22 protein-coding genes are annotated in these 24,468 nt (G+C 62.8%); 10 read left to right on the top strand and 12 right to left on the bottom strand.

Features of this window, described 5'->3' with window-relative positions; translation table 11 throughout:
• Positions 1 to 88: 88 nt before the first annotated feature.
• Together ACHIRB_RS12930 and ACHIRB_RS12925 are read right to left on the bottom strand one after the other, a co-directional pair.
• Positions 89 to 1,252, bottom strand: a complete 1,164-nt coding sequence (locus tag ACHIRB_RS12930) for an NADH:flavin oxidoreductase (RefSeq protein ID WP_395124723.1) — start codon at positions 1,250 to 1,252, stop codon at positions 89 to 91.
• Positions 1,249 to 1,836 carry a TetR/AcrR family transcriptional regulator gene (locus ACHIRB_RS12925; RefSeq protein ID WP_395124724.1) on the bottom strand — a complete coding sequence of 196 codons (588 nt, stop codon included), beginning with the start codon at positions 1,834 to 1,836 and terminating at the stop codon, positions 1,249 to 1,251. The genes ACHIRB_RS12930 and ACHIRB_RS12925 overlap by 4 nt, the downstream gene beginning before the upstream one ends.
• A 74-nt stretch (positions 1,837 to 1,910) precedes the next feature.
• Between ACHIRB_RS12925 and ACHIRB_RS12920 the strand changes: the two genes are divergently transcribed.
• On the top strand, positions 1,911 to 2,654 hold the full coding sequence (locus ACHIRB_RS12920) for a glucose 1-dehydrogenase (RefSeq protein WP_395118605.1): 744 nt from the start codon (positions 1,911 to 1,913) through the stop codon (positions 2,652 to 2,654).
• An 82-nt stretch (positions 2,655 to 2,736) separates the two neighbouring features.
• Here the strand turns inward: ACHIRB_RS12920 and ACHIRB_RS12915 are convergent, their stop codons facing one another.
• Complete coding sequence (locus tag ACHIRB_RS12915; protein WP_395124725.1) at positions 2,737 to 3,660, bottom strand: SMP-30/gluconolactonase/LRE family protein; 924 nt, start codon at positions 3,658 to 3,660, stop codon at positions 2,737 to 2,739.
• Between the two features lie 50 nt (positions 3,661 to 3,710).
• Between ACHIRB_RS12915 and ACHIRB_RS12910 the strand changes: the two genes are divergently transcribed.
• Positions 3,711 to 4,307, top strand: coding sequence for a TetR/AcrR family transcriptional regulator (locus ACHIRB_RS12910; protein ID WP_395118601.1), 597 nt, complete (start codon positions 3,711 to 3,713; stop codon positions 4,305 to 4,307).
• Between the two features lie 6 nt (positions 4,308 to 4,313).
• Here ACHIRB_RS12910 and ACHIRB_RS12905 read toward each other — a convergent pair whose 3' ends face one another.
• A complete protein-coding gene (locus ACHIRB_RS12905) occupies positions 4,314 to 4,622 on the bottom strand; it encodes an ArsR/SmtB family transcription factor (RefSeq protein ID WP_395118599.1) in 309 nt (102 codons plus the stop codon).
• 90 nt (positions 4,623 to 4,712) lie between these two features.
• On the opposite strand from ACHIRB_RS12905, the gene ACHIRB_RS12900 reads away from it, so the two are divergent.
• Positions 4,713 to 5,768: an SDR family oxidoreductase gene (locus ACHIRB_RS12900; RefSeq protein WP_395124726.1), complete on the top strand. Its 1,056-nt coding sequence runs from the start codon at positions 4,713 to 4,715 to the stop codon at positions 5,766 to 5,768.
• A 107-nt stretch (positions 5,769 to 5,875) separates the two neighbouring features.
• Positions 5,876 to 6,739, top strand: coding sequence for a hypothetical protein (locus ACHIRB_RS12895; protein ID WP_395124727.1), 864 nt, complete (start codon positions 5,876 to 5,878; stop codon positions 6,737 to 6,739).
• 61 nt (positions 6,740 to 6,800) lie between these two features.
• On the opposite strand, the gene ACHIRB_RS12890 is transcribed toward ACHIRB_RS12895, so the two are convergent.
• Entirely contained in the window at positions 6,801 to 7,196 is a 396-nt protein-coding gene (locus ACHIRB_RS12890) for a hypothetical protein (RefSeq protein ID WP_395118593.1), read from the bottom strand.
• Positions 7,193 to 7,615, bottom strand: coding sequence for a MerR family transcriptional regulator (locus ACHIRB_RS12885; protein WP_395124728.1), 423 nt, complete (start codon positions 7,613 to 7,615; stop codon positions 7,193 to 7,195). The genes ACHIRB_RS12890 and ACHIRB_RS12885 overlap by 4 nt, the downstream gene beginning before the upstream one ends.
• A gap of 69 nt (positions 7,616 to 7,684) precedes the next feature.
• Here ACHIRB_RS12885 and ACHIRB_RS12880 point away from each other — a divergent pair, with 69 nt between their 5' ends.
• The gene (locus tag ACHIRB_RS12880) at positions 7,685 to 8,737 is read left to right on the top strand and encodes an SDR family oxidoreductase (protein ID WP_395124729.1); all 1,053 of its coding nucleotides are present in this window, start codon (positions 7,685 to 7,687) and stop codon (positions 8,735 to 8,737) included.
• Here ACHIRB_RS12880 and ACHIRB_RS12875 read toward each other — a convergent pair.
• Entirely contained in the window at positions 8,718 to 10,157 is a 1,440-nt protein-coding gene (locus tag ACHIRB_RS12875; protein WP_395124730.1) for a short-chain fatty acid transporter, read from the bottom strand. The two genes, ACHIRB_RS12880 and ACHIRB_RS12875, sit on opposite strands and share 20 nt — an antisense overlap.
• 221 nt (positions 10,158 to 10,378) lie before the next feature.
• Between ACHIRB_RS12875 and lon the strand changes: the two genes are divergently transcribed.
• Together lon and ACHIRB_RS12865 are read left to right on the top strand one after the other, a co-directional pair.
• Entirely contained in the window at positions 10,379 to 12,703 is a 2,325-nt protein-coding gene (lon, locus tag ACHIRB_RS12870) for an endopeptidase La (RefSeq protein WP_395118587.1), read from the top strand.
• A gap of 98 nt (positions 12,704 to 12,801) precedes the next feature.
• Positions 12,802 to 13,803, top strand: a complete 1,002-nt coding sequence (locus ACHIRB_RS12865; RefSeq protein ID WP_395118585.1) for an oxidoreductase — start codon at positions 12,802 to 12,804, stop codon at positions 13,801 to 13,803.
• A gap of 18 nt (positions 13,804 to 13,821) precedes the next feature.
• Here the strand turns inward: ACHIRB_RS12865 and ACHIRB_RS12860 are convergent, their stop codons facing one another.
• Entirely contained in the window at positions 13,822 to 15,753 is a 1,932-nt protein-coding gene (locus tag ACHIRB_RS12860) for an ABC transporter ATP-binding protein (protein WP_395118583.1), read from the bottom strand.
• Between the two features lie 402 nt (positions 15,754 to 16,155).
• On the opposite strand from ACHIRB_RS12860, the gene ACHIRB_RS12855 reads away from it, so the two are divergent.
• From ACHIRB_RS12855 to ACHIRB_RS12845, 3 genes are read left to right on the top strand one after another with little or no spacing between them, the layout of a single operon-like run.
• A complete protein-coding gene (locus ACHIRB_RS12855; RefSeq protein ID WP_395124731.1) occupies positions 16,156 to 17,151 on the top strand; it encodes a pirin family protein in 996 nt (331 codons plus the stop codon).
• A gap of 45 nt (positions 17,152 to 17,196) precedes the next feature.
• Positions 17,197 to 17,562, top strand: a complete 366-nt coding sequence (locus ACHIRB_RS12850; RefSeq protein WP_395124732.1) for a VOC family protein — start codon at positions 17,197 to 17,199, stop codon at positions 17,560 to 17,562.
• Between the two features lie 31 nt (positions 17,563 to 17,593).
• The gene (locus tag ACHIRB_RS12845) at positions 17,594 to 18,511 is read left to right on the top strand and encodes a DNA-3-methyladenine glycosylase family protein (protein WP_395124733.1); all 918 of its coding nucleotides are present in this window, start codon (positions 17,594 to 17,596) and stop codon (positions 18,509 to 18,511) included.
• 7 nt (positions 18,512 to 18,518) lie between these two features.
• Here ACHIRB_RS12845 and fabG read toward each other — a convergent pair whose 3' ends face one another.
• From fabG to ACHIRB_RS12825, 4 genes are all read right to left on the bottom strand, one after another.
• A complete protein-coding gene (gene fabG, locus ACHIRB_RS12840; RefSeq protein WP_395124734.1) occupies positions 18,519 to 19,280 on the bottom strand; it encodes a 3-oxoacyl-ACP reductase FabG in 762 nt (253 codons plus the stop codon).
• 172 nt (positions 19,281 to 19,452) lie between these two features.
• Positions 19,453 to 20,847, bottom strand: a complete 1,395-nt coding sequence (locus ACHIRB_RS12835; RefSeq protein WP_395124735.1) for a maltokinase N-terminal cap-like domain-containing protein — start codon at positions 20,845 to 20,847, stop codon at positions 19,453 to 19,455.
• Complete coding sequence (gene treS, locus ACHIRB_RS12830) at positions 20,844 to 22,730, bottom strand: maltose alpha-D-glucosyltransferase (protein WP_395124736.1); 1,887 nt, start codon at positions 22,728 to 22,730, stop codon at positions 20,844 to 20,846. Before treS ends, ACHIRB_RS12835 begins: the two co-directional genes overlap by 4 nt.
• 93 nt (positions 22,731 to 22,823) lie before the next feature.
• A complete protein-coding gene (locus ACHIRB_RS12825; RefSeq protein WP_395124737.1) occupies positions 22,824 to 24,377 on the bottom strand; it encodes a DHA2 family efflux MFS transporter permease subunit in 1,554 nt (517 codons plus the stop codon).
• Positions 24,378 to 24,468 lie beyond the last annotated feature (91 nt).

The following is a 24,468-nucleotide window of genomic DNA, read 5'->3' as shown; positions in this document are numbered from 1 at the left end:
TCCCTCGTTAGGTATTCGTGACTGGTCGGTTCACAGATTGGAGCCGAACGAGTGACGATCGTTACAGGGGGTACCCATTTCTCGGAGATCATCCCGAGGCCAGCACGCACCTCGTCCCGCTGTAGATCGTCGGCATACAGCGATTGCAGTGGATGCACGCCGAGTGGGTGGTGGCGTCGGCCTGAATGCGCGTCAACAGGTCGGGTTCGCGGAGCAGCGCGCGTGCCATCGCGACGAACTCGAAACCCTCCCCCATCGCGAGGTCCATCGTCTCCTTGCGAGTGATCCCACCGAGCAGGATCAATGGCATCGTCAGCTCGCGCCGAAACTGTCGGGCGCTGTCGAGAAGGTATGCCTCCTGGTACGGATACTCGCGCAGAAAAGCTTTGCCGCTCATACGCATTCCCCAGCCGAGCGGCTTCGGCATCGCAGCGGAGAAGTCCTTGATCGGGGACTTGCCACGAAACAGGTACATCGGATTCAGGAGCGAGCTGCCCGCGGTCAGCTCGAGTGCGTCGAGCGTGGCGTCGGCTTCGAGCCATTGCGCGACCTGGAGACTTTCGTCGAGCCACAGTCCGCCGGGGACGCCGTCGTCCATGTTCAGTTTGGCCGTGATCGCCAATCGGCCCCCGACGGCGTCACGAACAGCGCGCGCTATGTCGAGAGCCAGCCGTGCTCGATTCGCGAGGATGCCGCCGTAACTGTCCTTGCGGCGATTGAGGAGTGGGCTGAGGAACGCGCTGACCAGGTAGTTGTGGCCGAAGTGGATCTCGACGGCGTCGAAGCCGGATTGTTCGGCGAACAACGCTGCGTCGGCGTGAGCGCGAACCACCCGAGCGAGCTCGGCCGCATCGGGCTTCTTCGTCAGTGCCATGCCGAGTGGGCTGAACAGTCGACCGGGAGCAAGCGCGGGCAACCGGTTCGAGGCAGCATTGGCGACCGGACCGGCATGGCCGATCTGCGCCGATACGGCCGCACCTTCTGCGTGAATCGTGTCGGTCAGCCTGCGAAGCCCAGCAACCGCCTCGGGTCGCATCCAGATCTGATGTCGGTCCGTGCGGCCTTCGGGCGACACTGCGCAGTAGGCGACGGTTGTCATACCGACTCCGCCCGCTGCCGGTCTGCGGTGGTACTCGATCAATTCGTCGGTGACCAGCGCGTTCGGTGTCTGGCCTTCGAACGTGGCGGCTTTGATAACCCTGTTGCGCAGGGTGATCGGCCCAAGGGTGGCGGCTGCGAAAACGTCGGTCATGGGGTGTCCTCGTATGCCGTTGTCAGGCCAGCGAGCACAAACGCGCGCAGCGTCCGTACGGCGGCAGGGGTCGGTGCGCGGTCTGCTGTCGGATCGCCGAACTGCTGCAGGACAAGCTCGAATGCCAGCGCCCAACGACGCTGAGCTTCCTGTTCTGTGAGACCGGGACACTCCTCGCGAAGAACGTCGGCCCACGAGTCCAGCCGGAACCAGCGTGAACTCCACTGCACCCGCAACCTGCCGAGCACAACCCGCGAAAGCAGCCTCAGGTACAGGCGACCGGACGGCTCGGCGGCGAGGTCCGCGAACGGTTCGAGGATGGCGTCCAGGTAGCTCGCGACGGTCGATTCCGCCTCCGCGAGATGGTCGAGGGTCGACGCCCAGATCGGCGCGAGACGGTCTTCCAGCAAGGCCGTGACCAGCGCGGTCTTGGTGCCGAAGTGATAGTGCACTGCCGCGGGATTGGCCCCGGACTCGGCGCAGATTGCCCGGACCGACACCTGGTCGTACTCGGCTGTGAGTAGAAGTTGTTCGGCGGCACCGAGCAGTCTTTCCCTCGGGCCGGTGTCGGTGTTTACTGGCATGCATCGAGTAGAACATGTTTCAATCAGTGAATCAATCAGTGATTGAATTCGGCGACTTCGGAATGGAGCCTGCGGTGGGCAGAGTTGACGGCAAGATCGCGCTTATCAGCGGAGGCGCACGCGGTATGGGCGCCTCGCACGCACGGGCACTTGCGGCCGAGGGAGCTGCCGTCGTCATCGGCGATCTGCTCGAAGAGGAAGGTCGAGCATTAGCCGAGAGCATCGGTGAGCGTGCCACTTTCGTGCGGCTCGATGTGACGGACGAGGAGAGTTGGGTGGCGGCGGTCGCCACAACCATCGAGCGGTACGGCGGTCTGTCTGTGCTGATCAACAATGCCGGCATCGTCAACGGGAACCTGATCACGAAGTTCGAACTTGCGCAGTGGCAGTCGATCATCGACATCAACCTCACCGGCACGTTCCTCGGCATCAAGGCTGCAGCTCAGGCGATGATCGACACCGGACCCGGTTCGATCATCAACGTGTCCTCCGTCGAGGGCTACCGCGGCAGCCCCGGCCTGCACGGCTACACCGCAACAAAATTCGCAGTTCGAGGGCTTACGAAATCGGTTGCACTCGAACTCGCGCCGCACAACATCCGTGCCAATTCGGTCCATCCTGGACTTGTCCGTACACCCATGACCGCAGGTATTCCAGAAGACTTCCTCACCATCCCGCTAGGGCGAGGGTGCGAACCCGAGGAGGTGTCCGCGATGGTGTTGTTCCTGGCCAGCGACGAGTCGTCCTACTGCACAGGCTCGGAATTTGTCATCGACGGTGGACTGCTGAGCGGAGTTCCGCACAAGACGTTCACGTGATGGGCCTAGACCAACACTATTCGTCGCGATTGACGGAATCCTGCGTATTTGTGCCGAAAATGTAGCTCCAGGCCCATCTGGACTAGTTGCCTAGCTGCACACGCAGCAGATTGCCGGTCTCGGTGCCGAGGATCAGCTGACCATCGCGCCCGGGGACGGTCGCTGCCGACGTGATCGGCTCGCCACCGAGAACCGTGCACGTGTTGCCATTGGTCGGGTCGACCCGGAACAGCCGTCCCGTTGTCGTCGTGACGTAGAGCTGATCGTCCGATCCCACGACCAGGTCGTCCGGAATCGCGGGTAACGTGAGCCCAGGACTCAGCTCGGCGGCAACACTCTGTGCTACCGGATTGGCGATCGGGATGCGCACGACCTGGCTCGACGGAGTGGCCATGATCGTCACGTAGACGGAATCGCCAAGCACGGCAATACCGTTCGCACTGAAGTGTCGGGCCTGGCGGGTCCAGTCCGCGTCGATGGAACCGTCGGGCCGAATTCGAACGACACCGGCCGACGTGTCGGCGACGTAGAGGTAGCCGGCATCGTCGAACGCTGCGCCGTTCGGCATGCCGAGGCTCGTGGCGAAGACCTCTGGTGCTGCGCCGATGGCGGATGGATCGAATCTGACGACGCCGCCCGTGCGTGAACCCGGAACGATGCTGGCAGTGAAGTTGCCGAAGTTGACATAGAGCAGGTTGTCGGGTCCGAGCCTGATCGCACCCGGTGCGAAAACGGGCACCCGCGCAGTCACGTTTCCGGCAGCGTCGTAGCGCTGGACCTCATTGCGCAGCACCCGCGCGACCCAGAGGTCGCCTGCTGCGTCGTAGCCGATGTTCTCGGACATGTCGAGTATCGGAATACCGGTGGACACGGCTGTATTCACGGTCGCAGGCGCACACCCGACCGGCACACCCCCTGCGGGTGCCGGTGCAACGATGCTCAGAGCCGCCAACGTCAGTGTCGCCGCCGCAGACCAGGTCGACCTGCGCACTGAGTGTGTGTTCAACGCTCGCCTCCGATTTACGATACAGAACGTAAATGAAATACTATTGCGCCGTGGCGCGTCAACCCTCGGATACTCCGAAACCGCGCGGCCGCCCGCGTGACAACGCGATAGACGACAGGGTCACGCAAGCAACACTCACGCTGCTCGCCGCGCACGGGTACAGCGCATTGACGCTCGACGCGGTAGCGAAGGAGGCCGGCGTCACCCGCCCGACCCTCTATCGACGGTGGTCCGGCAAGGCTGCTCTTGTCGTTGCTGCGCTCGGCGCCGCCGCTCCACCTCTAGTCGCCTCCTCGACGTCGGACGCTCTTGCCGATCTGCGGGAGACGGCAGTGGACTTCATCGTCCGTCTCGGCGAAAGTGGTTATGCCGGAACGATTTTTGCCGTACACGCAGAAGCAAGGCACGATCCCGAACTCGCTGCCCTTGTATTCGGTACGTATCTGCTTCCGCGAGCGATACTGATCGACGACATCATTTCCCGTGCCCGAAAACAGGGAACGATTCGCGCGGATCTTTCGAACGGGATGGTGCGAGATCTTGTGTTCGGCCCGCTCGTCTACAACTGGCTTGTGGTCGGCGAGGTACCGGGTAGAGACGGCGTCGGATCCCTAGCCGATGCCGCACTACGGGCGGTCAGGGTGTGAACGGCGTCAGAGGCCGGTGCCGATGAAGTCCGCAAGCTTGGCGATCTGGTCCTCGTTGCGCTGATAGTGAGTCCACTGGCCGATCCGTCGGCTGGTCACCAAACCAGCGCTTTGCAGTGCCGCCATGTATTGCGATGCGGTCGACTGCGACACCTGCGCCCTGGCTTGGATGTGCTTGAGGCATACGCCGACCTCTTCGGCCGGTTCGAGTTGTGGCGGAAAGCTGCCGGGGTCCTTCAGCCATTGCAGGATTTGCACGCGGGTCGGATTCGCGAGCGCGCGGAACGCGGACTCCCAGTCGGCGGCGTCGGTCATGAAGTCAGCATACCGAAATATCGCGAAATCACGATATTTGTGCTCTACTTCAATATCGGTAAATCGCGATATAGCAATGAGGAGACGGCAATGACAGGCAAGAAGGTTGCACTCGTGGTCGGCGCCCGCGGAGTTATCGGCGGGAATTTGATCGACCATCTCGAAGCCACCGGCTCATGGCAGATCATCGGTCTGTCTCGCCGGGGCGGCACAAATTCCGAACGGGTACAACACATCTCGGTCGACTTGCTCGACCCCATCGATACCGTCGACAAGCTGAGCGGGCTCACCGACATTACCCACATCTTCTACGCCGCCTACCAGGACCGACCGACGTGGGCCGAGCTCGTCGAACCCAATGTTGCGATGCTCGTCAACACGGTCTCGGCGATCGAACCCATCGCGAAGAAGCTCGAACACATCAGCCTCATGCAGGGCTACAAGGTATACGGCGCCCACCTCGGTCCGTTCAAAACACCTGCGCGGGAGAATGATCCGCCGCACATGCCGCCCGAGTTCAACGTCGATCAGCAACAGTTCCTCGAAGACCGGCAACGCGGCAAGGACTGGACGTGGTCCGCAATCCGTCCATCCGTCGTATGTGGTGTTGCACTTGGCAATCCCATGAACCTGGCGCTGGTGATTGCTGTGTACGCCACGTTGTCCAAACAGCTCGGCATACCGCTGCGATTTCCCGGAAAGCCCGGTGCCTACTCGAGTCTCATCGAGATGACCGATGCAGGTTTGCTTGCCGAAGCTACGGTGTGGGCGGCCACGACTCCGGCGTGCGCTAACCAGGCGTTCAACATCAACAACGGCGATCTCTTTCGCTGGCAGCACATGTGGCCCAAGATCGCCGAATTCTTCGAAATCGAGGTGGCTCCGCCGTTGCCGATGTCCATGGACGTCGTGATGGCCGACAAAGAACCGCTCTGGGACAGCATGATTCGTGAAAGCGGACTGCGCCGCACCCCGTACGCTGACGTATCGTCCTGGGCCTTCGGCGATTTCGTGTTCGGCTGGGACTACGACGTGATCGCAGATGGATCGAAAGCTCGAAGGTTCGGCTTCCACCGCTTCGTCGATACCGAAGAGATGTTCCTGCGGATCTTCACCGATATGCGGGCACGCAAATTGATCGCGTAAGAGGCTGCCGTAGGGGTGGACGAAAGCAACACGTCGGGTACCTATCTGCTGTCGCGCGGCCACGCGATAGTTGACGAATCCCAACGCAGTCGACCGAAGTAGGCAGCATGGCTCGCACGAGACGGTTCAGCATGCTCATCGCCGCGATCGTAGCGGCGGTGGCAGTAGGTGGCTGCGGAGATTCCGCGGATCCGGCGATGACGGAAGCAACTGCCACACAAGCCGAGTCGACTCGCCCGACCTTGTACGACCCCCTCGAAGCTGAAGTCGATATTCGTACCGATCCGAACGTTCCTCGCTCGTCGAGCATTACGCCGAGTAGCGCCGTGTACGCAGTGCTTGTGATCGAAATGCGTGACCCCGGTGCGACATTCGAGGCAGATATCGATGTTTCGTTCGGAACCATCGGTGAATCCGGCAAGCAGATTCCAGTCGAAGAGAAGAAGGCGCGGGCGTCGATACGCAACACCGGCGAGGCCGTCGTCGAGTTCGGACCCACCCTTACTGCCGGCGTTCATTTTGTGATGTTCGAGGTCTATCCAACGGTCGACGGGTTCGACCGCTCCAGCTATAGCGTCTCCTTCGACGTCGACGATTCTACGAGAAGTACGATCACAGCATCTGCGCCGGACTTGTTCGAGCCGTGGCTGCAGGACGCGGAGCTGGCAACGGATCCACAGGGCGGCGATGGACCAAATGCTGTATACAGCAGCACCGACAAGGTTGCCGTGATCGCACTGGTGGAGACCCGTAAACCCACCGACTCGGTTCCGGTGCGTATCAAGGTCACCTGGACAGCGCAGGCCGACGGGAAGACCGTCGGAGAAGACGAGGTCACCGGTCACGCGTCGGGACAAGACCAGTGGACTTTCGAGGCAGGACCGTTTCCCCCGGGCGCCTACCATGTCTCTGTCGAGGTCGAATCCGAGATAGATTCCGCGGGTACCGGATTGGCGTTCACCGTCGAGTAGACCGGTTGTGCGGAACAGTATTCGCCTCTGCGTTGTGAGCGAGCCGGTCAGGCGCGCGTAGTCAGCTACCTGCCGCGTCGCTGATGGTGTCGATGAAGTCCGTCAACGGATCGCTCGGCGTAACCACGACGCCGCCGTCGATGTAAGTCCGTTGCTGCCCAGTGCAATCCATGACAACGATGTAGTAGCTCGCCGGCGGAATGTGGTAGAGCTTCACAGTCTTGCGGGCATTCGGGGCAAGGCTGACGTGCTTCGAGGCAACGGTCTGGTTCAGTTGGTTGACGACGTGGACGTCGCATTCGCGCGCGGTCCCGTCGTTGGCGACGTTGGTGATGACCTTGCCGGGTCCACCCGCGCCCGTAATGGTTGCGTCGGCCGATGCTGTGCCCGCCCCGAGGCAGACGAGGGCGGCAGCGGCGGGAAGTGTCAGAAGGGTCGCGCGAAGTTGTCGTCTCATGCAGTGACCGTAACCCCGGCGGCCTGTCCATACCGTTGCAATCGCACCGGCACGTCGAGCTGATGTTGCACCGCGCTGACGACCAAATCGGCACGCATTTGTTCGAGAAGAGTCTTCATCTGTCGCAACTGCGTTATGCGACGGGTGATCTCGCTGATCTTTGCGTCAACCAGTTCCGCACCGCCCACGCAGTCGAGCGCCGACGATCGTTGGGATTCCTTGATCGAGCGGATCTCGGCGAGTGTGAACCCGATGTCTTGAGCCGTCCTGATGAACGCCAGTTCGTCGACGACCTCCGGTGCATAGTCGCGATAGTTGTTGCTGTCGCGTCGCGGTGCGTCGATCAGCCCCTCCGCTTCGTAGAAGCGAATGGTGTGACGACCACAGCCGCTTGCCTTTTCGACCGCGTTGATCCGCATGAATGCCATCCTTGACTATCGACCTAACTCGATAGTTTACCGTCATGTCACCCCAACGAAGGAGCAACAATGACGCAGGTGATGGTGACCGGAGCTACCGGCTTCATCGGGCAATGGTTGTGTGTCGAACTGACGAAGAACGGCCATGACGTGTACGCACTTCTGCGCCGTCCGGATCAGTTGGAGGATCTACGGAGAGCGTGCACCATACGCGGTGGCAACGGCGCGTCGATCCACGAGGTTTCGGGCAATCTCGACGCTCCCGATCTCGCGCTCGAATCGGATCCATTGGTAGACATAATCTTTCACCTCGGTGCCATGTTCGCCTGGAACTTGACTCCAGCCGAAGCACGCGCGACCAATGTTCGCGGAGGTAGTGCGGTCGTCGATCTCGCGGCAAGAATCGGGGCGAAGTTGGTGATCGTCGGTGGGTTTATGTCGCAGAATCCGCAGCACCTCGGCGAACTCCGCATCGACCCTCTCGATCCGCTTGCCGCGGATTGGGACTACGTCTATCGGAAGGCCGGCGCCTACGAGGCAAGCAAGCTGGAGTCGTTCTTCGCGATGGCAGATCGTGCCGAATCATTGGCTGTGCCGTGGATCGGTGTGCATCCGGCTGCGGTTGCCGGGCACAGTCGCACCGGCGATATCGCCGCGGGGCAACCTTTCGCCGAGCTGATCGATGGAGTTCGCAGTGGACGGATGGCTGCAATTCCTGGCGGGACAGGCCACTGGCTCCCGCTGGTTGCCGTCGACCACCTTGCTAAAATCCTTGCTGCACTTGCGGATCGGCAATGGCCCACCGAGACGGCATTGATCACCTTGGATCCCGAAACACCCGATCTGGCAACGATGGTCGGGCTTATCGCAGATAGCGTGGGGGTATCGGTGCCGCGCCGGCGCATTCCGCTCGGCTTGCTACGCGCGGTGCTGCGTCTGCCCGGAAGTGAACGGCTCGCACAGACCTCACGCGAGAGCCTCGAGTTTCTGAGGACCGAACGCTACGACGTGAGCGCAACGCAGGCATTCGCCGCTGCGGCGGGGATCGAAACACCGTCGATCAGGGACGTCATCGTCAACACCGCCGCGCAGGCGGTCCGTGTCACGGCGTCGGTGGGATAACCGGCGGAACGAAGTCGAACGTCGTCCCGAGCAGCCAGACCAGCACCAGGACGACGGGCAGGTGAAAAATGAACTGCAAGAACGTGAATCCGACAAGATCGCGTGCCCGCAGCTTCAGCACCGCCAACAGCGGCAGCATGAAGAACGGATTGATCAGGTTCGGGAGAGCCTCGGCGACGTTGTAGATCTGCACGGTCCACCCCAGATTCATCTGGACGTCTGTGGACGACTGCATCACGTATGGGGCCTCCACCAGCCATTTTCCGCCGCCGGATGGAACGAAGATGCCGAGGACGACGGTGTACAGAGCGATGACGACAGCGAATCCACCACCGCTGCCGATGCTTGTGAAGAACTCGGCGAGGTTCTCGGAGATGGTGGTTCCACCCCTACCCTCGGCCTTCGTGAGAATCGCAGCCATCGCGGCGTACAGCGGAAACTGGACGAGGATTCCGGCGGTCGCAGGAACCGCTTGGGATACGGATTGCAAGAACTTGCGGGGTGTCCCGTGCAGCACCAGACCGAGCATCAGAAAGACGAGGAGGTAGCCGTTGAGGCTGCTGACCACGGTCAGTACGGGTTTGCTGAACAGTTGGGACACAAGCCATCCCACCGTCAGCAGGCCCGCAAGGATCGGCAGGATCCGGCTGTACTCCAGCCATTCGCCTGGACGCGAGCGCGGTGGGACTTCCTCGGGCTCGTCGTGCACGTCGACGCCTATGTCCTCGGCCGTCTTGATCGCCGCACCGCGCGGAGCGGAGAAGTGCGCGATCACCACGGACAGCACGATGATGACGGCGCACATGACGATCGACTGCCACGTGAAGATGGTTGTGCCGAAGTCGAGAACACCGGTGATCTTCAGCAGCGCCGGCGGCAAAGACGACGCGGTGGCCTGCAGCTGTGCCGCGGAGGACGACAGCCCGAGTGCCCACACCGCACCCAACCCCATAAACGCCGCCGCACCGAGGGCTCGGTAGTCGACCCGCAGATCCGTGCGGCGAGCGATGGCGCGGGCAAGCAGTCCACCGAAGACGAGGCTGAGGCCCCAGTTCAAGAGCGATACCGACATCGCCAGCAGCGCGACGAAGCTCACGGCAGTGGCAGCTGTCCGGGGAACGGCGGCCAGCCGATCGATCAACCGGGCCACCGGCGGGGACGTCGCAACGACATAACCGGTCAGGACGACCATCGCCATCTGCAGAGTGAATGCGGTCAGGTCCCAGAACCCGTTGCCGAAGGCATCGGCGACCATTTGTGGCGAGGACCCGTTGGCGAAGGCGGCAACGGCGACAACGACAACTCCGGCGAGAGCGACGACGTATGCGTCGGGGAACCATTTCTCCGTCCAACCAGCCAGCCGTTGGGCAACCCTGGCCAGCCCCTTCTCGGAAGCTGCGTTTGTGCTGGCAGATGTCATGTTCCGGTCTCCTTCTGCCCCCGCGCTACGAAGGTAGCCCCTGCGGTGGCCGGTAAACCTCGAACGGGCCGCCAGTGTCGCGATCCGGCGCTGAAAGCAGCCGTGAGAGCCCGTTCGGCTTTGTTACGTCCGCGTCCGCTGACGGCGAACAACGATCCGGAACAACCCGGCAATACCCGGGGTTGAGTAGGTATCGCTCAACTTTGGAAAGGGCCGAAAATATGACTTCGACACTGAATTTGCCCGTGCTGTTCCTGACCGATCCGGTAGTGCTCCCGGGCATGGTTGTGCCGATCGAATTGGACGAACCGGCCCAGGCCGCGATCGACGCCGCTCGCGCGAGCAGCAACGGCCAGGTCCTCGTTGCTCCGCGACTGGACGACCGCTATGCGGCCTACGGCGTGATCGCCACGATCGAGCAGGTCGGGCGTATGCGCGGCGGTACGCCTGCAGCCGTTTTGAAAGCTGAACAGCGCGCCAAGATCGGACACGGCGTAACCGGCCCGGGTGCAGCACTGTGGGTCGAGACCGAACCGGTCGACACCGCCAAGGCGGACGGACGAACCACAGAACTTGCCGCCGACTACAAGAAGCTCGTCGTCGCCGTGTTGCAGCGTCGCGAAGCGTGGCAGATCATCGACGCCGTCAACAAGCTCTCTGATCCCTCTGCCATAGCCGACACCGCTGGTTACGCGCCGTACCTGACCGACGAGCAGAAGCGTGAACTGCTCGAAACACCCGACGTCGCAGAGCGTTTGACGACGCTGATCGAGTGGACCAAGACCCACATCGCCGAGGCCGAGGTCACCGAGAAGATCAGTGACGACGTCCGTGAAGGTATGGAGAAGAGTCAACGCGAATTCCTGCTTCGCCAACAGCTCGCCGCCATCCGCAAGGAACTAGGCGAAGGCGAACCCGACGGCGCCGACGACTACCGGACCCGGGTCGAGCAGGCCGACCTACCCGATGCCGTTCGCGAATCAGCGATGCGGGAGGTCGGTCGGCTGGAGCGGTCGAGTGACCAGAGTCCCGAATCCGGTTGGATCCGAACCTGGTTGGACACCGTGCTGGAACTGCCGTGGACCGAACGGACCGCTGACAGCACCGACGTCAAGGCCGCGCGTGCGGTTCTCGACGCCGATCACCATGGCCTCGAAGAGGTGAAGGATCGGATGGTCGAGTACCTGGCCGTTAGGTCGCGTCGTGCGCAGCGTGGACTCGAAGTGGTCGGCGGTCGTGGGTCGGGTGCTGTGATGGTTCTCGTCGGCCCGCCCGGAGTTGGCAAGACCTCGCTCGGCGAAAGCGTCGCACGGGCTTTGGACCGCAAGTTCGTTCGTGTTGCGCTTGGCGGCGTGCGTGACGAAGCGGAGATCAGGGGTCACCGGCGGACCTACGTCGGGGCACTTCCCGGCCGCATCGTGCGAGCGATCAAGGAAGCGGGATCGATGAATCCTGTTGTCCTGCTCGATGAAATCGACAAGGTCGGCGCCGACTACCGTGGTGACCCCGCTGCGGCCCTGCTCGAGGTGCTCGATCCGGCGCAGAACCACACGTTCCGCGACCACTACCTCGACCTCGATCTCGACCTGTCCGACGTGCTGTTCATCGCGACCGCCAACGTGATCGACACGATTCCGCAGGCGCTGCTGGACCGTATGGAGCTGATCACGGTCGACGGCTACACCGAGGACGACAAGGTTGCGATCGCCCGCGACTTCCTCGTGCCACGTCAGCTCGAACGTGCAGCGCTCACGGCGGACGAGGTGACGTTGACCGATGACGCACTGCGCGAGATCGCGGCGAACTACACGCGAGAAGCCGGGGTCAGGCAGATGGAACGCCTGGTGGCAAAGGCGTTGCGTAAGGCGGCAACTCGGCTCGCGCAGGAAGGCGAACAGGTCGTCGTCATCGACAAAGCCGGGCTGAAAGACTTCCTCGGCAGGCCACGCTTCACGCCGGAATCCCATGAGCGCACAGCGGTTCCGGGTGTTTCGACGGGACTTGCGGTGACCGGTATGGGCGGCGACGTGCTCTTCATCGAAGCGAATGCTGCCGAGGGAAAGCCTGGTCTGACGCTGACCGGACAGCTCGGCGACGTGATGAAGGAATCCGCACAGATCGCACTGACCTACGTGCGGTCGCACCTGGAGGAGCTGGGTATCGAGGCAAGCGTGCTCGATCGCAGCATCCACGTGCACGTTCCTGCGGGTGCGGTCCCGAAGGACGGTCCGTCTGCAGGCGTGACGATGGTGACGGCGTTGACGTCGCTCGCATTGGGTCGGCCGGTTCGCTCGGACGTCGGCATGACCGGTGAGGTCACGCTCAACGGTCGGGTGCTCCCGATCGGCGGTGTGAAGCAGAAGCTGCTCGCGGCCCAACGTGCAGGTCTCACAACGGTATTCCTGCCGAAGCGCAACGAGCCGGACCTGGACGACGTGCCGGCCGAAGTCTTGGCTGTCGTCGAGGTGAAACTGGTGTCGGACGTGGCTGACATCCTGTCGGCCGCAATCGAGCCGGCTCGCGAAACGGCGACCGCCGCAGCCTGATCACAGACGAGGCCGTCCGCATTCCGATCTCGGTGTGGACGGCCTCTCCCCGTGCGGGCACAAGGCAGCGGCAGATTCAGGCGCGGTAGATTCGGACGATGACATCGACGTTTTCCGCATTGGTTGCCCGTGAGTCCGACGGCAAGATCGAATTGGCTCAGGAAACGGTCGACCACGACTTTCTTCCCGAGGGCACCGTCACCATCAAGGTCGCCTACTCCAGCGTGAACTACAAGGATGCGCTCGCGATCACGCCGAAGGGCGGTGTGGTTCGCGAATACCCGATCATCCCTGGCATCGATATCGCCGGTGAGGTCGTGGAGTCCGAACACGCGGATTTCAAGGTAGGCGACCAGGTCGTCGCACACGGTTACGACATCGGAACAGCACGGCACGGCGGCTACGCCGAGTACGCGCGCGTCCCCGGTGAGTGGGTCGTGCGACTCGATCAGCTCACTGCTCGCGACGCCGCAACTATCGGCACCGCAGGCTTCACCGCTGCGATGAGCGTCGAAGCACTGCTCGATCGCGGCATCACTCCCGATGACGGACCCATTCTCGTGACCGGTGCAAGTGGTGGCGTCGGCAGCACAAGCGTCGACCTTCTTGCTGCCGCGGGGTTCGAGGTCGTTGCGTCGACGGGCAAGACCGACGCCGCCGAGCTGCTGACCTCGCTCGGCGCGGCGAAGGTGATCGGGCGGTTGCCCGAAGATCCCGATGCGAAGATTCGCCCGCTCGGTAAAGCAGAGTGGGCGGGTGCGGTCGACTGCGTCGGCGGCAACACCCTCGCCTACGTCCTGAGCACCGTCAAGTACGGCGGTGCCGTCGCTGCCAGTGGCCTGACCGGCGGCGCAGCACTCCCGACCACCGTGCTGCCTTTCATCCTTCGTGGTGTCGCGCTGCTTGGAATCGACTCGGTTCAACTCGGAATCGAACGTCGCCGCGTGCTGTGGGAACGCCTGGAGGAAGGTCTGCGGCCAGCTCACCTGGACGCGATTGCGACCGAAGTTCCCGTTCGTGATGTCGCGAAGGTGCTCGATCAGATCCGCTCCGGCGGCACCACGGGCCGATTCGTGGTTGCCGTCGAAGGCGGCTTCTGACCCGAACGCAAACCCCGATCAGCCGACGACGACTCCTTCTGTCGAGTCATCTTTCGAGTTGTCGTCGGCTGACTCGTTTTCGGGATCCGAACCTGTATCGAACTGGGTCCGGTACAGCTCCTCGTACCGCCCACCTGCGGCGAGCAGTTCCGTGTGTGTGCCCCGCTCGATGATCCGGCCGTCTTCGAGGACGAGGATGACGTCGGCTGCCCGAACTGTCGAGAGCCTGTGCGCGATGACAAGTGCCGTTCGACCGACCAGCGCTTCGCCGAGTGCCTCCTGCACCGCGGCCTCCGATGTCGAGTCGAGCGAGGCGGTCGCTTCGTCGAGGACAACGATGCGGGGGCGTGCCAGCAGCAGGCGAGCGATCGTCAGGCGCTGACGCTCGCCGCCGGAGAGGCGATAGCCACGCTCGCCGACAACGGTGTCCAAACCGTCGGCCATCACGCCGACCAGGTCAGCGAGTCGCGCGCGCCGCAGTGCGTCCCAGATCTCCTCTTCGGATGCGTCCGGCCGCGCCAACAGCAGGTTGCCGCGGACCGAGTCGTGGAACAGGTGGCCATCCTGGGTCACCATGCCCACCGTCTGCTTGATCGACTCGGCGGTGAGGTCTCGGACGTCGACACCGGACAGGCGTACCGACCCCGAATCGACGTCGTACAACCGCGACACCAATTGCGCGATCGTCGACTTACCTGCTCCCGACGATCCGACGAGTGCAACGACCTGACCCGGCTCGGCTTTGAGGGACACCTCGTGCAGGACGACGTCGCCACCGCGCGAGTCGAGCGTGGCGACCTCTTCCAGCGATGCGAGCGAGACCTTGTCCGCAGAGGGGTAGGCGAACGAAACGTCGACCAACTCGACCGATGCCGGACCGTCCGGCATCTTCTCGGCGTCGGGCTTGTCGACGATGAGCGGCTTCAGATCGAGGACTTCGAAGACCCGCTCGAAGCTGACCAACGCGCTCATCACCTCGACGCGGGCGTTGGCAAGAGCTGTGAGTGGTGCGTACAGCCGCGTCAACAGCAGTGACAGCGATACAACGGCACCGGGATCCAACTGCCCTCGCAGAGCATAGAAACCGCCGAGGCCGTAGACCACAGCGATCGCCAACGCCGACACGAGCGTCAGTGCGGTCGCGAAGATCGTCTGCGCCATGGCAATCCGAACGCCGATATCGGCAACCCGGCTTGCCCTCGACGCGAACTCGTGAGACTCGCGTTTGGGCTGGCCGAACAGCTTGACCAGAGTTGCACCGGGTGCGGAGAACCGCTCGGTCATCTGGGTACTCATCGCCGAGTCGTGATTCGCAGATTCACGTTCGAGCGAGGCGAGCCGATTTCCCATTCGGCGCGCGGGTATGACGAACACCGGTAGCAGAACGAGCGACAGCAGCGTCACCTGCCAGGAGATCTGGAACATCACGGCGGCTGTCAACAGCAGCGTCACGACGTTTGCAACGACACCGGACAAGGTGTCGCTGAATGCGCGCTGGGCACCGATGACGTCGTTGTTGAGGCGGCTGACCAGCGCGCCCGTTCGGGTCCGGGTGAAGAAGGCGATCGGCATACGCTGAACGTGGTCGAACACGGCTGTGCGCAGATCGAGAATGAGACCCTCGCCGATGCGAGCCGACAGCCAGCGGGTGATCACCCCGAGTACTGCATCCGCTACAGCGAGCGCGGCAATGATGAGCGCCAGGATCACCACTACGCGTGGTGCGTCGTTGTCGACGATCGCGTTGACCACCCGACCTGCCAGCACCGGCGTCGCAACGCCGAGGATCGCGGTCGCGACGCTCAAGATCAGGAATCCACCGAGCAGCTTGCGGCGTGGTCGTGCAAATTCGAGGATCCTCAACAACGTGGCCCGCGAGAACGGTCTCGTCTCGTTGGGTCCCGTCATCGCCGTGTACACCTGATTCCAGGCGACCATTTCCATGCTCATTGTCGATCTCCGCTCATGTGTTGACGAGGTCTATAAGAGCACCGAGCACCGACAGTACGACCTTGACAATGGTTGAGGTCAAGCGATTTTCGTCGTAACGCAGTCCGCCCCCGTCACAAACTGTGACGGGGGCGGAGAAGCTTGGTGATCAGCTACCGAAAGGCAAAGTTCCCGGGGGGATCTGGTAGCCGCTGCTGCCGGCAGAAACGCCGCCCCACAGGTTGAGGATCGCATTCAGCAGGTTGGTGATCATTGAAGTGCCTTTCGTTGCGGCGTCATTCGACTGTCGTCAAAGGAACGTCGCCTCGAGGCGACATCACGTTACAAAGTACCGGCTGTCACGGATATTGCCGATTTTGCACATGGGGCATCCGTGCTTGCCGAAGGAGGGACAATCGAAGTATGAGCAATCTCGAGACGTCGGCATCGATCCTGACCTGCGAAAATCCTGGCGAGGTCGAATCGGCTGCTGTCGAGGTGTTGACCCCGCGCGAGGTTCCCCTCGGCGGCCTGCGCGCGATGGGAGTCCGCCGGACGCTTCCCCAGCGGCAGCGTTCGTTGATCGGCGGCTGGTGTTTCGCCGACCACTACGGACCCGACGACGTCGCGGAGACCGGTGGCATGACGGTCGCGCCTCATCCGCACACAGGCTTGCAGACAGTCAGCTGGTTGTTCGCCGGCGAGATCGAGCATCGCGACAGTGTCGGCTCCCACGCGATGGTTCGACCGGGCGAACTCAATCTGATGACTGCGGGACGCGGGATCGCGCACTCGGAGGTGTCGACCGCGAACACGACGGTGCTACACGGCATGCAACTGTGGGTCGCTCTCCCGGACGCTGCTCGCAACACCGAGCCCAAGTTCGAGCACTACGTGCCGACGCCACGTGCCGTCGACGGCGGCCGGATCAGCGTGTTCATCGGCGCGCTTGCAGGCGAGACGTCGACCGTCGAGATGTTCAGCCCGATGCTCGGCGCCGAGGTCTGTATCGATGCGGGTGCGACGCTGAAATTCGACGTCGACACCTCTTTCGAGCACGGTGCGATCGTCGACCAGGGTGTGGTCGAGCTGTGTGGCACGACGTTGACTCGGGCCGAGCTCGGGTTCGTGGCGGTCGGACGATCGAGCCTCGTGCTGCACAACCCCGGCGACGAGCAGGTGCGGCTGCTGTTGCTCGGCGGTGAGCCACTCGACGAGCAGATCCTGATGTGGTGGAACTTCGTCGGTAGGTCCAACGACGAGATAGGTATCTACCGTGCGCAGTGGCAGGACGAGGTCCGTGCGCACGACTCGGGAGAAGCGCCTTCGGCGACCCGCTTCGGCGTGGTCGACGATTATGTCGGCAATTGGATTCCGGCGCCGACGTTGCCTGCGACGCCGCTCAAACCGCGTGTCTAGTCTGGGCACCTCGGCTGTGTCGGTCCACTGTGGGAAAGTGCGGGCATGACTATCGAACTACAGGGCTTGCGCACGGTCATCTATCCCGTGGCGGACCTCGCCGCGGCAAAAGCGTGGTGGACCGAGTTGATCGGCGTGACACCGTACTTCGACGAGCCGTTCTACGTCGGGTTCGAGGTCGCAGGTTACGAACTCGGGTTGCTGCCGACCGAGGATTCGGCCGACGGTTCGTTCACCTACTGGGGTGTCGAGTCGGTAGCCGATGCGGTCTCGCAAGCGTTGACGAACGGCGCGACCGAGCATGTTCCTGCCGCCGACGTCGGTGGCGGAATCATCACCGCGACCGTCCGCACACCGGACGGCAGCGTCGTCGGATTCATCTTCAATCCGCATTTCGCGCTGCCGAGTTAAGAGTCCGACAATCGCAGCCAACAGCGTCGGGGTGACATCGAGCCTGGACCGTAGCCTCCGCGCCGACAGTCCGGTGAACCTCGCGATGACGATCGCGCCGCTGCGACGCGGGCGCAACGATCCGTGCCATCAGCGGACGTCGGACGGCGCGATCTGGCGTGCGTCGCTGATGGAATCAGGACCTGTCACCTATCGGCTCGTCCAGCATTCGCGCCAGGAGATCTCGGCCAGAGCGTGGGGTCCTGGCGGTGCCGAATTTCTCGACCAGCTCCCGAGGATGCTGTGTCTCGACGAGTCCACCGACGATTTCCGGCCGACGCATCCGAAGTTGATCGACGCGCACCGCCGCTTTCCCGACCTCAGAATGTTGCGCACCGGCAGGGTCTTCGAAGCCCTTGTGCCGTCGATTCTCGAACAGAAGGTCCACGGCATCGCGGCACTCTCCTCGTGGCGACAACTGGTCCGCAAGTACGGAACTCCTGCTCCCGGACCCGCTCCGGCGGGGTTGTACGTACCACCGAGTGCCGAAGTCTGGCGGCACGTTCCATCGTGGGAGTTCCACAAGGCCAACGTCGACCCACAGCGGTCACGGACGATCGTCACCGCAGCGCGCATGGCCGACAAGCTCGACCAAGCTGCCACGATGTCGCGCGAGGATGCGCAACGCCGCCTTCGGCTGGTCCCCGGCGTCGGGATCTGGACGGCAGCCGAAGTGGCACAGCGAGCGCTCGGCGACGCCGATGCGCTCTCGGTCGGCGACTACCACCTCGCGGCCATCGTCGGCTGGACGCTGCTCGGGCGGCCCATCGACGACGCCGAGATGGTCGAGTACCTGGAACCGCTACGGCCACATCGTTATCGAGCGATGCAGCTGCTCGTGGTCAGTGGTCACGCGCACAAACCGAAGTTCGGTCCGCGGACCACCGTCACCGACCACAGCTGGCACTAGAAGCCAGCTAGTCCCGCGGCCCACCCGCAACGTAGATGACCTGCCCGGATACGAAGCCCGCGCCTTCGCTGACCAGGAACGACACGGTATGCGCGATGTCTTCCGGATAGCCGACCCGACCGACGGGCGTGTTGGCTGCCGCGGCGGCCTTGAAGTCCTCGAACGGGACACCGACACGTTCTGCGGTCGCCGCAGTCATGTCGGTGACGATGAAACCTGGTCCGATGGCGTTGGCGGTGACTCCGTATTTGCCGAGCTCGATGGCGAGTGTTTTCGTGAAACCTTGCAGTCCGGCCTTTGCCGCGGAGTAGTTCACCTGCCCGCGATTACCGAGCGCCGAGACGCTCGACATGTTGACGATGCGTCCCCACTTCTGCTCGACCATGTACTTCTGGGCGGCCTTGGTCAGCAGGAAGGCACCGCGAAGGTGCACGCCGATCACCGAGTCCCATTCCGACACAGGCATTTTGAAGAGCAGGTTGTCACGAGTGATACCTGCGTTGTTCACCACTACCGTCGGTCCGCCGAGTTCGGCGGCAATTCGTTCCACTGCCGCGGTCACCGAGGCTTCGTCGGAGACGTCGGCACCGACGCCGAGTGCCGCACCACCGGCTGCGGTGATCGAGTCGACTGTTGCTGCACACGCGGCCTCGTCGAGATCGAGCACTGCGACAGCGAAACCGTCGGACGCGAGGCGTTGTGCGATCGCCGCTCCGATTCCGCGGGCTGCACCCGATACGACGGCAACTCTGGTGTTGGCACTGCTCACGACGGGGTCCTCCTGTAGCTGCGGCTAACGGCAATGGTGCGATATTCGATCGAGCTTACGAAGAGTGCATTCGACCACGAACGGGGTACCACGATGTTTCGCGATCCAGAACTGCCGGACTGGCTCGAATACGTGCTCGGACAGCTCGGCGTGCGCTGGTGATCCGAGTCCGCTAGCCCGCGATGATCCGCGTGATCGCCTTGACCGGCAGCGGTAGCCAGTTCGGACGATGCCGGACCTCGTACACGGCTTCGTAGATGGCTTTGTCGAGTAGGTAGGCCTCGAGGAGGTCGGACTCGGCGCGGGGGTCGGTGCCTGCGACCGATGCGTAGCCGTCGCAGAAGGCAGAGCCGTTGCGGGTCGTCCATTCCTTGGCTCTGAATTCGCGTTGCGAATCCTGCATTGTCGAAAAGTCGGTCAGTGAATGGTGCCCGGCGTAGTCGAACGACCGAAGCATCCCGGCGATATCTCGCAGCGGGCTGTCGGGGAGCCGCCGCTCGGCGATCGTCTTGACCGGTTCGCCCTCGAAGTCGATGACGATCCACCGCGACGGGGCCCGAAGTGCCTGCCCGAGATGTAGGTCGCCGTGGATGCGCTGCACCGTTGTCGGCGCGGCTGTTGCCGCCTTGTCGAATACCGCTTGCGCTGCCACCCGCCGGTCGGCGATTTCGGGAACGATCGCGGCCGCGGCATCGAGACGTCGGGTCATTCCTGCAATGGTGTCCGCCGACACCGCCGCATGCGTCGAGCCGAGTTGACGGGCAAGGTCCGCATGGACGTGTGCGACGGCCTCGCCGAGCCGCTGGGCCTCACCCGCGAAGTCGGTGCCGACTTCGGCGGCGTGCAGGTCCGCCTCGACGAACAGATCGCGCACACTGTTGACGGCGAGCGACCAGCCATCCGCGGCATTTGCAACGAACTCCTGCACCATCGCAAGGGTGAGTGGCTCGCCGTCGAGTTCGGATTCGATCCAGCCGATCAGGGGTGCGACGTGCTCGCAGCCGCTGTCGGCCAACGCGCGGTGCAACTCCAGATCAGGGTTGATGCCAGGCTCGAGTCGGCGAAACAGCTTGAGCAACAACTGTTCTCCATACACGATCGACGTGTTGGATTGCTCGGCGCCGATCGGCCTGCTGCGCAGTGCTGTGTCGATGGCGCTACCGGCGACCGTGCGAAAGGTGATGCTGCCCAACGTTTGTTGTTCCGCAAGCGCCGTCAGGTAGTGATCGTTGACCTCCTGATCGGCGGTCGCGTCGTAAACGACGGGACGCTCGGTGCCGGGAACCGGGTCGACATCGAGCTCGGGTAATGCGAAGGGCAACAGTGCTTCCGGTGGATGGACCCGGTACGCGAGTGGAATCTGATAGCGCTGCGCAGGCCCGCCGGCGAACTCGACATCGACGACCACCTGCTCGGCTGCGAAACCGTCTGTGTCGATAAGGGGTTCGCGCAGTCGGAGGCGCACTGCGCTCAGCGTGAGGCTCTTGCCGGAGAACCAACGCTGTTCGGGTAACCAGAGCGCCAACTGGGCGCACAGGTCGGAGTCGGTCGGCAGTGACAAGGTCATGACTGCACCGCGGCCTCTGCCTCGCTGCTGACGGGATGCCCGGTTGCGGCACCTTCGGTACGCGGATCGGGTTGCAACGCAAACCAATAGAACCCGTGGCCGGGCAGCGTGATCATGTAGCCCTGGTCCGTGATCTTCGGAAACGGCACCGACCCGGTCAGTTCCACAGGAATCCGACCTTCGAAGACGGACAGATCGAGCACGACGGCCTGCGGGAATCGCGACAGGTTGTTAACACAGAGGATGACGTCACTCGAGCGTCGCTGCGCTTCCGACGGCGCGAGTTCTCGCACGTACGACAGGATGGCCGGATTGCTGTTGCCGAGTTCGGTGAACGTGCCGAGGCCGAACGCGGGATGCTGCTTGCGCACCTGGATCATGCGCCGCGTCCAGTGCAGGAGAGTGTTCGTCGAATTCATCTGGGACTCGACGTTGACGGACTGAAAACCGTAGGTCGGGTCCATGACCACCGGCAGGTACATGCGGGCGGGATCGGCGCGCGAGAAGCCCGCGTTGCGGTCGGGGGTCCACTGCATCGGAGTGCGGACCGCGTCGCGGTCGCCGAGCCAGATGTTGTCACCCATGCCGATCTCGTCGCCGTAGTACAGCATCGGCGAGCCGGGCAGACTGAGCAGTAGCGCGGTGAAGAGTTCGAGTTGGTTGCGATCGTTTTCCAACAGTGGTGCCAAGCGCCTGCGAATCCCGATGTTGGCCTTCATCCGTGGGTCTTTGGCGTACTCGGCGTACATGTAGTCCCGCTCGTCGTCGGTGACCATTTCCAGCGTCAGTTCATCGTGATTGCGCAGAAAGATTCCCCACTGTGCCGACTTCGGGATGGCTGGAGTCTGGGCGAGGATCTCCGAGATCGGAATGCGATTCTGCCGACGCACCGCCATGAAGATGCGGGGCATCAACGGGAAATGAAACGCCATGTGGCATTCGTCGCCGTTGTCGGGTTCGCCGAAGTACTCGACCACGTCCGCGGGCCACTGGTTGGCTTCGGCGAGCAGGACGCGTCCCGGGTACTCCTTGTCGACCACGCTGCGGCAGCGCTTGAGGTAGGCGTGCGTCTCGGGCAGGTTCTCGCAGTTCGTCCCCTCACGGGCGAACAGGTACGGCACCGCGTCGAGCCGAAAACCGTCGATGCCGAGATCGAGCCAAAAGCGCAGCACGTCGATCATCGCGTCCTGCACTTCGGGGTTGTCGTAGTTCAGATCCGGTTGGTGGGAGAAGAATCGGTGCCAGTAGTACTGTCCGCGTACGGGATCCCACGTCCAGTTCGACACTTCCGTGTCGACGAAAATGATTCGCGCATCAGGATATTTGTCGTCGGTGTCGGACCACATGTAGTAATCGCCGTACGGTCCGGTCGGATCCGACCTCGACTCCTGGAACCAGGCGTGGGTATCGGAGGTGTGGTTCATGACCAGGTCGGTGATGACGCGAATTCCACGGCGGTGCGCGTGATCGAGCAGCGTCACGAAATCTTCGACAGTTCCGAATTCGGGGAGCACAAGTCGAAAGTCGCGGATGTCGTAGCCGCCGTCGCGCAGCGGGGAATCGTAGAAGGGCGGTAGCCACAGACAGTCGACACCGAGCCACGACAGATAGTCGAGTTTGTCGGTGAGCCCGCGCAGATCACCGGTGCCGTCGTTGGACGAATCGGAGAAGGCGCGAACGAGAACTTCGTAGAACACCGCGCGTTTGAACCACTGGGTGTCGACCTCTAGCGGTTTGGCGTGGCTGAAGTCTTCGGCTCGAGACTCGACGAGATGTCCGTCGGCGGTGTGTTCGGGCTTCAGGTTGTCGTGCTTGGACGAAGGTGTGTTGCGCGGCAGTCCATGCTTCTCGAACTGCGTTCGCGACAAATCTTCAAGGGGCATGCGCACCTCGGCGGTCGGTTCGTCAGGTTCGGATCTATCCCGACCCTAGCGCGATCGCCGAGGTGCTGCCGTTCCGTGCAGGTGAAACGCTTCTCAGTGCAGCAGAAGCGGTGGGGCTGCTTCTTTGTCGTCCTCGACGGGCGCCTTCGGCTTGGTCCGCGGCAAGAAGTACGCGGGGATCAGCGTCAGCGCAATCAGCACCACCGCGACCATAAATGTGTTGCCGAATGCCTCGCCTGCCTGCTGCAGACCAGCCTCGAGCATGCCGGGAACCTTTTCGAGTTCGGCCCTGATGCCCGGGTTCTGCTGCGATGCGATGGCAGGTCCCGCGAATTCACGATTCTGGATGAGGTTCGTCAGAACTACCGACATCGTCGCCGTACCAACCGATCCGCCGACCTGGTTCACGATGTTCATCAGAGTCGAACCGCGGGCGACCTCGTGATGAGTCAGCGTCTGCAGCGCCGCGGTCATGATCGGCATCATCGTGGCGCCCATGCCGAGGCCCATGACGAACAGTGAGCCGAGCAACAGCGCGTAGGACGTATCGGCGCCGACCTGTGTGAACACGGCCATCGACAGGCCGATCAGCGTGATGCCTGCCATCACGATCTTGCCGGGTCCGATCTTGTCGACCAGGAATCCGGCAACCGGCATCGTCAGCATTGCGCCGATGCCTTGCGGGGCAAGCAACAGACCCGCGTGCAATGTCGATTCACCTCGCACCTGCAGGAAATAGCTCGGGAAAAGCAGTCCTGCGCCGAAGAATGCGACCGCGAACAGCGACATCGACAGCACGGCAACCGTCAGATTTCGGTTCTTGAACAAATGCAGATCGATAAGCGGATGTGTGGCCCGCAGCGCGTGGAAGACGAAAACTACGACCAAAATGAATCCGACTATGGCCGGTATCAGCACCCTGGCCGAAGCGATCGTCCCCATCTCCGGGATCGACGAAACGCCGAACAGCAGCAGCGCCAGGCCGGGCGATAGCAGCAGCATGCCGACGAAGTCGAACGATTCCGACGGTGACGGGTCGTCGGACGGCAGGATGAAGATGGCCGCGATGAGCGCGATGGCGCCGATCGGCACGTTGATCAGGAAGATCCAGTGCCAGCTCGCGGCTTCGATCAGCCACCCGCCGAGGATCGGTCCGCTGATCGGTCCGAGGAGCATCGGGACGCCGAGTACGGCCATCACGCGACCGATACGTTGGGGTCCCGCAGCGTGGGTCATGATCGTCATACCGAGCGGCATCAGCATGCCGCCGCCGAAGCCCTGCAGCACGCGGAAGCCGATCAGCGACGTGATGTCCCATGCGAAGCTGCACGCCACCGAACCGGCAACGAAGAGCACAAGAGCCGTGATGAACAGCCGTTTGGTACCGAAACGGTCTGCGCCCCAGCCTGTCAGCGGAATCACCGTGGCAAGCGCGAGCGTGTATCCGGTCATCGTCCATGCCGCAATGGCGAACGACGTCTCGAAGACGTTGACGAACGTTGGAATCGCGACGGTGACGACCGTGAGGTCGAGAATCGACATGATCGCGCTGAGCACGACGACTCCGGCGATCTTCAGAACCCGGGCATCGAGCTTGTCGGAGCCGGCGTCTGGTGCGGCGGAGCCGGTATGTGGAGGTGAAGTCACCGGTTCAGCGTGGCAGGTTCGTTTGCTCAGCGCTAGCCTCGCGCTTTCACGCTAATTCGGCAGAGGACTGTGTCGCAGACAAAGAATGGTG

Origin of the sequence: Antrihabitans spumae (genome assembly GCF_043944905.1) — a bacterium.
Lineage (GTDB): Bacteria > Actinomycetota > Actinomycetes > Mycobacteriales > Mycobacteriaceae > Antrihabitans > Antrihabitans spumae.
This window is presented reverse-complemented; position numbering and strand designations above follow the sequence as displayed.